Source organism: Methylobacterium sp. WL69, from assembly GCF_008039485.1.
Lineage (GTDB): Bacteria > Pseudomonadota > Alphaproteobacteria > Rhizobiales > Beijerinckiaceae > Methylobacterium.
The window spans coordinates 24,475-34,524 of sequence record NZ_VRUZ01000042.1; the positions used below are offsets into that span (position 1 = coordinate 24,475).

Annotated in this window: 9 protein-coding genes and 1 pseudogene; 5 read left to right on the plus strand and 5 right to left on the minus strand. The window is 70.3% G+C overall.

Going from position 1 to position 10,050, the window contains the following annotated elements; translation table 11 throughout:
* Positions 1-6: 6 nt before the first annotated feature.
* The 3 genes from hisG to hemH all read right to left on the minus strand — a co-directional run bounded on the left by hisG (position 7) and on the right by hemH (position 3,325).
* The gene (gene hisG, locus FV218_RS13120; protein WP_147710056.1) at positions 7-981 is read right to left on the minus strand and encodes an ATP phosphoribosyltransferase; all 975 of its coding nucleotides are present in this window, start codon (positions 979-981) and stop codon (positions 7-9) included.
* A 10-nt stretch (positions 982-991) separates the two neighbouring features.
* On the minus strand, positions 992-2,146 hold the full coding sequence (locus FV218_RS13125) for an ATP phosphoribosyltransferase regulatory subunit (RefSeq protein WP_147710057.1): 1,155 nt from the start codon (positions 2,144-2,146) through the stop codon (positions 992-994).
* Positions 2,147-2,251: 105 nt separating this feature from the next.
* On the minus strand, positions 2,252-3,325 hold the full coding sequence (hemH, locus tag FV218_RS13130; RefSeq protein WP_147710058.1) for a ferrochelatase: 1,074 nt from the start codon (positions 3,323-3,325) through the stop codon (positions 2,252-2,254).
* Between the two features lie 102 nt (positions 3,326-3,427).
* Between hemH and FV218_RS13135 the strand changes: the two genes are divergently transcribed.
* From FV218_RS13135 to FV218_RS13150, 4 genes are all read left to right on the plus strand, one after another.
* The gene (locus FV218_RS13135; protein WP_147710059.1) at positions 3,428-4,381 is read left to right on the plus strand and encodes a class I SAM-dependent methyltransferase; all 954 of its coding nucleotides are present in this window, start codon (positions 3,428-3,430) and stop codon (positions 4,379-4,381) included.
* A 66-nt stretch (positions 4,382-4,447) separates the two neighbouring features.
* Positions 4,448-5,974, plus strand: coding sequence for a bifunctional UDP-sugar hydrolase/5'-nucleotidase (locus FV218_RS13140; RefSeq protein WP_147710060.1), 1,527 nt, complete (start codon positions 4,448-4,450; stop codon positions 5,972-5,974).
* A gap of 13 nt (positions 5,975-5,987) precedes the next feature.
* Positions 5,988-6,680 carry a uracil-DNA glycosylase gene (locus FV218_RS13145; RefSeq protein WP_147710061.1) on the plus strand — a complete coding sequence of 231 codons (693 nt, stop codon included), beginning with the start codon at positions 5,988-5,990 and terminating at the stop codon, positions 6,678-6,680.
* 97 nt (positions 6,681-6,777) lie between these two features.
* The gene (locus tag FV218_RS13150) at positions 6,778-7,194 is read left to right on the plus strand and encodes a hypothetical protein (RefSeq protein WP_147710062.1); all 417 of its coding nucleotides are present in this window, start codon (positions 6,778-6,780) and stop codon (positions 7,192-7,194) included.
* A 40-nt stretch (positions 7,195-7,234) separates the two neighbouring features.
* On the opposite strand, the gene FV218_RS13155 is transcribed toward FV218_RS13150, so the two are convergent.
* Both FV218_RS13155 and FV218_RS13160 read right to left on the minus strand, forming a co-directional pair.
* Positions 7,235-8,908, minus strand: a complete 1,674-nt coding sequence (locus tag FV218_RS13155) for a formate--tetrahydrofolate ligase (RefSeq protein WP_147710063.1) — start codon at positions 8,906-8,908, stop codon at positions 7,235-7,237.
* A 194-nt stretch (positions 8,909-9,102) separates the two neighbouring features.
* Positions 9,103-9,324, minus strand: a complete 222-nt coding sequence (locus FV218_RS13160) for a heavy-metal-associated domain-containing protein (RefSeq protein ID WP_147710064.1) — start codon at positions 9,322-9,324, stop codon at positions 9,103-9,105.
* Between the two features lie 233 nt (positions 9,325-9,557).
* On the opposite strand from FV218_RS13160, the pseudogene FV218_RS13165 reads away from it, so the two are divergent.
* A pseudogene (locus FV218_RS13165) lies at positions 9,558-10,050 on the plus strand (diguanylate phosphodiesterase); the annotation flags it as partial.

A 10,050-nucleotide genomic window follows, 5' to 3' on the forward strand; every position in this document is an offset into this window, starting at 1 on the left:
ACGGCTCTAGCTCAGACGGGCGAGAAGCCGGTCCATCAGCGGGTTGTCCGGCGTGAAGGCGTAGTCGATCCTGCGCACGCTGACCGAGCCGGCCCCGGCCTTCACCAGGGCGTCGGCCAGATCGAACACCGCGTCGACGGGGCAGTGCAGCACCATTTCGCCGCGGCCCTCGGGGGCGCCGTAGGGCAGATCGGCGTCGTGCAGGGCGGAGATGCCGGCGAGATCGATGTCACCGTCATCGGGCATGGCGGCACGGACCTCGCGGGTGGTGCGGGCCCGTTCCTCGGCCTGGATGCGGCCGAGCACGGCCCGCAGGGCATTGCGCGGGCTCGGGCCCCAGGCGGCGTTGAGGGAAGCGACGAGGTTCGCCTCCGAGCGTAGGATGATCCCGTCGTCGAGGATTTTCAGGGCGTTGGCGGCGAGGGTCGCGCCCGTGGTGGTGATGTCGACGATGATCTCGGCCGAGCCCGCCGCTGGCGCGCCCTCGGTGGCGCCGAGACTTTCCACGATGCGGTAATCCGCGACCCCGTGCTCGGCGAAGAACCGGCGGGTGAGGTTGACGTACTTGGTGGCGATGCGCAGGCGCTTGCCGTGGCGCACCCGCATCTCGGCCGCCACCTCGTCGAGGTCGCTCATGGCGCGGACATCGATCCAGGCCTGGGGCACGGCGACGACCACCGTCGCCTGTCCGAAGCCCAGCGGAGTCAGCAGTTCGACCTGCCCCCGTGCCTCGGGCAGGGATTCGCGGATGAGATCCTCGCCGGTGATGCCGAGATGGGCGGCGCCGGAGGCCAGCTGCGCCGCGATCTCGGAGGCCGAGAGGTACCGCACCTCGACGCCGGGTACGCCGACGAGCTTGCCGCGGTAGTCGCGGGCGCCGGTGTTCTGCGCGAGCTTGAGGCCGGCCCGGGCGAAGAAGGCGGCGGCGTTCTCCTGCAGGCGCCCCTTGGAGGGCACGGCGAGGACGAGGGGATCGGTCATCGGCGCCGGCTCAGCCATGGGAGATGTCGGAAGGAGCGACCCGCGAGAGCCAGACGGCGCAGCCCACCGCCGGCACCGGGATCGGGCTGCCGAGGTGCTGCAGGAGGCCGTCGTAGCGTCCGCCGCCGACGAGGGGCGGGCCAGCGGGACCGGCTGCCGTCACCTCGAAGATGAAGCCGGTGTAGTAGTCGAGGTTGCGGGCGAAGCCGCCCGAGAAGGCGAAGCTTTCGACGGCGAGACCCCGCGCGGCCATGAAGCCCGTGCGCTCCTCGAACAGACCGAGCGCCGCCTCGAGGGGCGGATGGTCGAGGCCGGCCGCGCGGATGAGCTCGCGCATGGCCGCCGCCGCGGCGTCGGGGTCGCCCGCGATGGCGCGGTAGCGCTCGACGAGGGCGCGGTTCTCCGGGTTGAGGCCGGCGCCGCCGCTCGCCTGGGCGGCGGCCTTCGACAGGAAGCGCTCGGCGATCTCGCCAGCGCTGCGGCCGCCGACCCGCGAGATGCCCGCGATGGACAGCACGTCCTCGACGAAGGCCCGCACGCCCTTGGGGTCCTGGCCCTGGATCGCCGCGAGCAGGCCCGCATGCGGGTCCTCCTGGCGCACGCCGTTGGTGACCTCGTCGAGGGACCGCCCGGCCGCGATGGCCCGCAGGGTCCGGCGCTTGGCGGCCGGGGGCACATTGAGCGCGTCCAGAAGGGCGTCGAGGAGGCCCATGTCGCCGAGGCGCACGGCGACGTCGCTCCGGCCCATGGCGGACAGACCGTCCAGGGCGAGGCCGAGGACCTCGGCATCCGCCGCCGGCGTGTCGGTGCGGCCGATGGATTCGATGCCCGCCTGCAAAAACTCGTCCGGCTCGTCGCGGCCAAGCCGGAACACCGGCCCGCAATAGCTGTAATCGGCCGAGGCCCCGGCGCCGTGCGCGAGATGGTGGCGACAGACGGGAATCGTGAATTCCGGCCGCAGGCACAGCTCGGCGCCGCCGGCATCCTGGGTCACGAAGATGCGCCGGCGGATGTCCTCGCCCGACAGTTCGAGGAACGGCTCCACGGGCTGCAGCACCGGCGGGGTCACGGCGCCGTAGCCGGCATCCGCGAACTGGGCGAGCAGGCGCGCCGTGCCGTGCGATTGTCCGCCGGCGATCGCGCCGCCGGCTTCCGGGTTCATCATGGGTCCGCCCGCCTCGTCATCGCGCCCTCGTAGCAACCGGAATCCGGCTTGGCGACCAAGTGCTTCCCACAAAACGACCGGTCGCCGGGCGTTTTGCGGGGGACACTACAGCCAGCCCTGCAATTCGCGCCGGACCACGGTCTCGATCACCTTGAGGCCGAGTGCCCCGTCGTTGAGGCACGGGATGTAGGCGAAGCGCTCGCCGCCATTGTCCTCGAAATAGTGCCGGTTCTCGCCGTCGAGTTCTTCCAGGGTCTCGAGGCAGTCGGCCGAGAAGCCGGGTGCCACGATGGCCATGCGCTTCACGCCGCTTTTCGCCAGCTCCTGCACGGTCTCGTCGGTGTAGGGGCGCAGCCATTCCTCGTTGCCGAAGCGGGACTGGAAGGTGGTGCGCATCTTGTCCGTCGAGAAGCCCAGGGCCTCGCGCACGAGGCGGCCGGTCTTCACGCACTGGCAATGGTAGGGGTCGCCCTTGAGGAGGTAGCTCTTCGGCACCCCGTGGAACGAGGTCAGGATCACCTCGGGCTCGAAGTCGAGCTTGGCCAGGCCCTCGCGGATCGAGGTGGCGATGGCCTCGATGTAGACCGGATCGTCGTGATAGGGCGCCGAGACCCGCAACGTCGGCTGCCAGCGCATCTTCATCAGGGCCTTGAACGCCTGGTCGCAGGCCGTGGCCGAGGTGGCAGCGGCGTATTGGGGATAGAGCGGCACGAGGAGGATGCGGTCGCAGCCCTGGTCGAGGAGCGCCTGGATGCGCTTGTCCATCTCGGGCTTGCCGTAGCGCATGGCCCAGTCGACCACGACTTGATCGCCCATGGCCGCCTGCAGGCCCTCGGCCTGGCCCCGGGTGATGGTCTTGAGCGGTCCCTCGTCGCGCTCGTTGTTCCACACGCTGGCGTAGTCGCGGCCCTTCGGCCCCGGGCGCTTCGTCAGGATGATGAGGTTGAGGAGCGGCCACCAGATCAGGCGCGGCACCTCGATGACCCGGCGATCCGACAGGAACTCCTTGAGGTAGCGGCGCATGGGCCAGTAGGTCGTGCCCTCGGGCGTGCCGAGATTGGTCAGGAGCACGCCGATGCGGCCCCAGCGCACGGGCGGATGCTCGGCGGGGAGTGGGGCGGTGCTGGTCTGGAGCGGCATGCTGTCCTGCAGGGACGTCGGGGCGACGCGTTCGGTCATCGGGTTTCCGGGCTCGCCGGGCGGGCGGCAAAGTTGTGTCAGCGGGGATATCTATCTAGAGCAGGCGGCCTGCCAGCATCACCCGATGGATTAGGGCGCGACATGCCGTCTCCCCGGTACTTCTTCAACCACTTCATGCCGTTCACGGGCTATCCCTATACGGGTGCCCCGACCGCCTGCAATCTCTGCGGCTCGACGCGCAGCGTGACGGTGGCCGAGACCGACCGGCGGCTGAAGACCCTGCGCTCCATCGCCTGCGAGCAATGCGGCCTCATCCGCACGGACCCCATGCCGACCCCGGCGGAGCTGGCGGACTACTACGCCACCGCCTACCGGGCGGATTACCAGCTCGCCTTCGCCGGCGGCCCGCCGCGCAACCACCTCAACCGCTCGGCCCGCGAGGCGACGTTCCGCGCCAACCTCCTGGCGCCGAAGCTCAAAGCCGGTGCCCGCGTCCTCGATTTCGGCTCGGGGTCCGGCGAGTTCCTGGCGGCCGTCCGCGCCAAGGGCTGTGAGGCCATCGGGGTCGAGCCGGGCAGGGACTACGCCGCCTATGCCCGCACGCAGCACGGCGTCGAGGTCCTGGACGACGCCGACGACGCGCGCTTCCCGGCCGGGCATTTCGACGTGATCACCACCCACCACGTCATGGAGCACCTGCGCGATCCGGCCGACGTGATGGCGCGCCTGTCGCACTGGCTCAAGCCCGACGGCGTGCTCTACGCGGCGGTGCCGAACATGGCCGCCACGGGCAAGCCGCCGCACGAGCGCTTCCACTTCGCCCACGTCCACGGCTTCGTGCGCGAGACCTTCGACCTCACGGCGCGCCGGGCCGGCCTCGTGCCGCATCCGGACTACTGGCGCGAGGACACCACGGTGGTCTACGCCAAGACCGATGCGCCCATGGGAGACCTCGCCGTGCCGGGCCTCGCCGAGCGCCTCGCCGTCGACCTCAAGCCGATGCCGGCGGGCGCCTACCTCGCGTCCGGCGCCTGGATCTGGCCGATGCTGCGCCGGAACGCCAAGGCCGTGCGCGACACCTTCGTGGCGCGCTGAGCTCCGTCGTCGTCGCGTCGCGGGAATTGGCCTAGAACGGGAACCCCAGCCGCCGAGACCTGTCCCATGCCGCGCCCCAACCGTCGCCAGACCTTCGGCCTCGGGCTCGGCGCCGGTCTCGCCGCCGGGATGGGCTCCGAGGCCCGGGCAGCAATCCCCGTCCCCGAACCGACCTTTACCCTGCTCCTCGTCAACGACCTCTACCGGATGTCGGAGACCGAGGGGCGCGGGGGCTTTGCCCGCCTCAACGCCATCGTGAAGGCCGAGCGGGCGCGCGGCGTGCCGCTCCTCTACGCCCATGCCGGCGACACCCTGTCGCCGTCCCTGATGTCGGGCTTCGACCAGGGCGCGCACATCGTCGAACTCCTCAACATCGCCCCGCCCGACGTGTTCGTGCCGGGCAACCACGAGTTCGATTTCGGTCCGGCGATCTTCGCCCGGCGCATGGGCGAGGCGAACTTTCCCGTGTTCGCCGCCAATCTTCGCGATGGCGCCGGGCGCCCCCTGCCGGGACTCCGCGACCGGACCCTGACGACCCTGGGCGGCATCCGGGTCGGTATCGTCGGCATCGCCCTCGCCAGCACGCCGGACAAGTCCCAGTCGGGCGACCTGCGCTTCGCCCCCGAACTCGAGACCCTGGCCCGGGAGGCGGAAAGCCTGCGCATGGAGGGCGCCGACCTCGTGGTGGGCGTCTGCCATACGGGCCGGGTGACGGACGAGGCCATCGTCGCCGGGCGCCTCGTCGACATCCTTCTGTCGGGGCACGACCACGACCTGGCGCTCCGCTACGACGGCCAGACCGTCATGGTCGAATCGAGCTTCGACGCCCATTTCGTCACCGCCATCGACGTCACCGTGACGGTCACCGGGTCGGGCAAGGCCCGGACGGTGACCTGGCGCCCGGGTTTTCGCGTGTATGATTCGGCCAGCGTCGTCCCGGACCCCGAGACCCTTGCGGTGGTCCGGCGCCTCGAAGGGGATTTGTCCCGCGAACTCGACGTTGCCCTCGGCGAGACGCGCCTGCCGCTGGACAGCCGCATCGCCGCCGTGCGCGTCCGCGAGGCGAGCTTCGGCAACCTCGTGGCCGACGCCCTGCGCGCCGGCACGGGGGCGGATCTGGCCATCACCAACGGCGGCGGCATCCGCGGCAACACCCTCTATCCGGCGGGCCACGTGCTGACGCGCCGCGACATCCTCACGGAACTGCCCTTCGGCAACACCACGGTCCTCGTGGCGCTCACGGGCGCGCAGATCCGCGCCCTCCTGGAGACGGGGTTCTCGGAGTTCGGCCGCCCGGCGGGGCGCTTCCCGCACGTCTCCGGCCTCGTCGTCACCGTCGATCCTGCCGCCCCGGTCGGTGCCCGCATCGTCGCCCTGAGCCACGACGGCGCGCCCCTCGACCCTGAGAAGACCTACACGGTGGCCTCGAACAACTTCCTCTACGACGGCGGCAACGGCTACGGCGAACTGGCCAGGGGGCGCACCCTCATCGGCCGCACCGACGGCACCCTCGTCGCCAACGCGGTCATGGCCTACATCCGGGCCAACGCGCCCCTCGCTGTTCCCTCCGAGGGGCGCATCCTGACGCCCTGAGGATGCTTTGCCGATGACAGGCCCCGTCGCCGACGCCCTCGCGCAGTTTCGCCGCTCGGGTTCGCCCTGGCTCGAACTGCCGTTCTTTTCCGGCGACGCGGCCGACACCGCCGCCATGCGGGTCGATGAGCGCATCGCCGAAGGCGTCACCGTTCTGCCGGTGCCGGACAACATCTTCAACGCCTTGGCGCTGACGCCGCTCAATGCGGTCAAGGCGGTGATTCTGGGCCAGGACCCGTATCCGACGCCGGGCGACGCCAATGGCCTGGCCTTCTCCTATGTCGGCGCGCGGCGCCTGCCGGCCTCCCTCAAGGTGATTTTGGCCGAACTTCCGGAGGCGGCGGCCAAGCCGACGGGTGGTGACCTCACTCCCTGGGCGCGGCGCGGCGTGCTGCTGCTGAACTCCGCCCTCACGGTGGAGCAGGGCAAGTCCGGCGCGCACCTGCGCTACGGCTGGGCTTCGCTCACCGATCAGGCCGTGGAGGCCGTCTCGAAGCGGGCGGCGCCGGCGGTGTTCCTGCTGTGGGGTGCCCAGGCGCGGGCGCGCGCCGCCCTCATCGACACGGCGCGCCACGGCGTCATCGAATCCGGGCATCCCTCGCCGCTCAACCGCCAGCGCGACTTTCCGGGCTCGCAGCCCTTCGCGGCGGCCAATGCCTGGCTGGAAGCGCACGGGGTCGCGCCCATCGATTGGAGTCTGGGCTGAGGCGACGCGGCCCCTTGGAGGCGGGGGGCGGGCGGTCTATCTCCGTCGGGCACATAAGCGGAGCTTAAGAATCCGCCGCAATCCGAGGAAACGCCCCATGCTCGTACGCTCCGCCCTTGCCCTGAGCCTCGCGCTCGCCCTGCCGGCCGCCGCGCAGGCGCAGATCCGCAACGCGCCGCAGCCGCGGGCCCTGGAATTCGCCGCCTACATCTTCGCCGCCGCCAATGTCTGCGGCTACCGCATCGGCGCCGATCAGTTCGACGCGTTGCTCGAGAAGCAGGGGACGCGCGCCGCCGATGTCGGCCCGCGCGGGCCGTTCGGTGGGAGGGTCCAGACAATCTTCGCGCTGATGTCGAACCAGATGCAGCTCAACCGCGAGCAGGCGTGCCTCGCGGTGGCCGGCGAGTATGGCCCCGAGGGCAACATCACCAAGAACGTGCTGCTGCCGCCGATGCCGGCGGGCGCACCGGGCGAAGCTCCCCCGGCCGAGACCGCGCCGAAGCCCGCACAGTGAGGATGTGTCCGGAGGCCCCCAGGGCCTCCGGATTTTGGGCCTAGAACAGGCCTTCGATCTGGCCGTTGGCGTCGAGGTGGATGCCCTCCGAGGCCGGAACCTTGGGCAGGCCCGGCATGGTCATGATCTCACCGCAGATCACTACGACGAAGCCGGCCCCCGCCGAGAGACGCACGTCGCGCACGGCGATGACGTGGCCGTCGGGGGCGCCCATGAGGTTGGGGTCGGTGGAGAACGAGTACTGGGTCTTGGCCATGCAGACGGGCAGGTTGCCGTAGCCGTCCTTCTCGAACTGGGCGAGCTTGGTGGCGGCCTTCGATTCCACCTGGATGTCGGCGGCGCCGTACAGCTTCGTCGCGATGGTACGGACCTTGTCGGTGAGCTTGGTCTCGGTCTCGTACGCGAAGGTAAGCGGCTTCTGCTCGCCCTCGGCCAGCTTCACCACGGCCTGGGCCAGTTCCTCGGCGCCGGCGCCGCCATCCGCCCAATGCTTGCAGGTGATGGCCTCGACCTGGAGCCTGTCGCGGCACAGCTCCTTCAGCTTGGCGTGCTCGGCATCGGTGTCGGCGTAGAAGTGGTTGACGCCGATGACCACGGGCAGGCCGAAGCTCCGCACGTTGGCGACGTGGCGGGCGAGGTTGGCAAAACCCTTCTCCAGGGCTTCGAGGTTCTCGGAGCCGAGTTCCTTCTTCGAGACGCCGCCATGCATCTTGAGGGCGCGCACGGTGGCGACGATGACCACCGCGGACGGCTTCAGGCCGGCCTGCCGGCATTTGATGTCGATGAACTTTTCCGCGCCGAGGTCGGCGCCGAAGCCGGCTTCCGTCACCACGTAGTCGCCAAGCTTGAGGCCCGCGCGGGTGGCGATGACCGAGTTGCAGCCATGGGCGATGTTAGCGAAAGGGCCGCCGTGGATGAGGGCGGGATTGCCCTCCAGCGTCTGCACGAGGTTCGGCTGCAGGGCGTCCTTGAGCAGCACCGTCATGGCGCCCGTCGCCTTCACGTCGGCGAGCGTCACCGGCTTGCGGTCGCGGGTCTCGGCGATGACGATGCGGCCGAGGCGGGCTTCGAGATCGTCGAGGTCGCGCGCCAGGCAGAACACCGCCATGACTTCCGACGCCACGGTGATGTCGAACCCGTCCTCCCTCGGAAAACCGTTGGCGACGCCGCCGAGCGACTGGGTGATGGAGCGCAGGGCCCGGTCGTTCATGTCGACCACGCGGCGCCAGTGGATGCGGCGCACGTCGATGTTGAGCTCGTTGGCCCAGTAGACGTGGTTGTCGATGAGGGCTGCGGCGAGGGAGTGCGCCGACGTGATGGCGTGGAAGTCGCCGGTGAAGTGGAGGTTGATCTGCTCCATCGGCACGACCTGGGCCTTGCCGCCGCCGGCAGCACCCCCCTTCATGCCGAAGCAGGGACCCAGCGACGGCTCGCGCAGGCACATCACGGTCTTCTTGCCGATGCGGTTGAGCGCGTCGCCGAGGCCCACCGTGGTGGTGGTCTTGCCCTCGCCGGCCGGGGTCGGGCTGATGGCCGTCACCAGCACGAGCTTGCCTTCGGGCTTGCTTTCCAGGCCCTTGATGAAGTCGTGGTCGATCTTGGCGATGTGCCGGCCGTAATGGTGGAGGGCGTCCTCCGGGATGCCGATCCGGGCGGCGACCTCGGTGATCGGCTTCAGGGTCGCCGCGCGGGCGATCTCGATGTCTGACGGCATGCCTTCGTCTCTCCCGATTTTTTCTTCGCGCCGAAGGGCGCGTGTTTGGCGTGTGCGGTCCCGGCGCCGTGAGGCGCGCGCGGAACCGCATTGTGTTCGATCACACCAGTTTGATGGAAGGGGCAAGGAAAAGCGCTTGGGAAATTTTCAACGGGCGGACAAAATTTCGTTTGAAATCAGCCCGTCATATGGGGTCAACCCGTCATGGCCATCGCGGTGTAGCCGGCCTGGGTCAGGACTTCCGCGACCGTTGCCCCGTGCTCGCGGGTGGTGACGGCGACGCGGCCGTGATCGAGGTCCACCGCCACCCGGGCATCGGGGTCGAGGCGCAGGATCGCCCGGCGCACCGCCGCGGCGCAGCCGTCGCAGGTCATCCCGTCCACCTGCATCAGCAGGTCCGACTGCATCGGATTCATGGTCCTGGGACCTTTCGTCGTCACGCGCCCCGGCGGCCATGTTGATCCGGCGCGGACGCGATGCAAGCGCGGAGGCGGAAAGCCCAGGTCACACAGGGCAAAAATCGTCGTGGGCCACGGGCGGCGCGTCTTGTGAGGACTCGGCGTCTCGGCGACAAAGAGTGCTCGGGCCGGTGCCGTCCCGCGGCGCCGGCCGCGAAATCGCAGATGCGTTCTGAGGTGAGATCATCCCGATGGCCCGGATCGTCGGCCGGCGCGGCGGCCCGTGGGTCCTCGGTCTCCTGGGACTCGGCGCCCTGGCGCCGCTGTCCGTCTACGCCCCCTTGAGCGGGGCTTTCGCACTGGCCACGGCCGGTGGTGCCGGCGCCCTCCTCGCCCATCGGCGGGCGAAGGCCCTGTCCGCCCGCTGCGAGAAGCTCTCGGGCGAGGTGGACGTGCTGTCCCAGCGCCTCCTGCGCCTCGAATCCGTGACCCGCCTCATCGCCGAGCAGCAGGTGCGGGCCAATGGGGCCGGTCCCGACGCGAAGGCCGGTGCCGACACGGCGGCCCTGGCGGCCGGCGTCGAGGAGGTCACCGCCGAGATCGGTCTCCTCAGCGGCATCGTGCGCGAACTCGCCGCCGTGGTCGCGGCGCAGGACGGAGAGATCGCCGGCCTGAAGCTGGTGCCCGTGCCCCCGGCGATCAAGCCGCCGCCCGTCGCCCCCGAGATCGTCGTGGTCCCCCGGC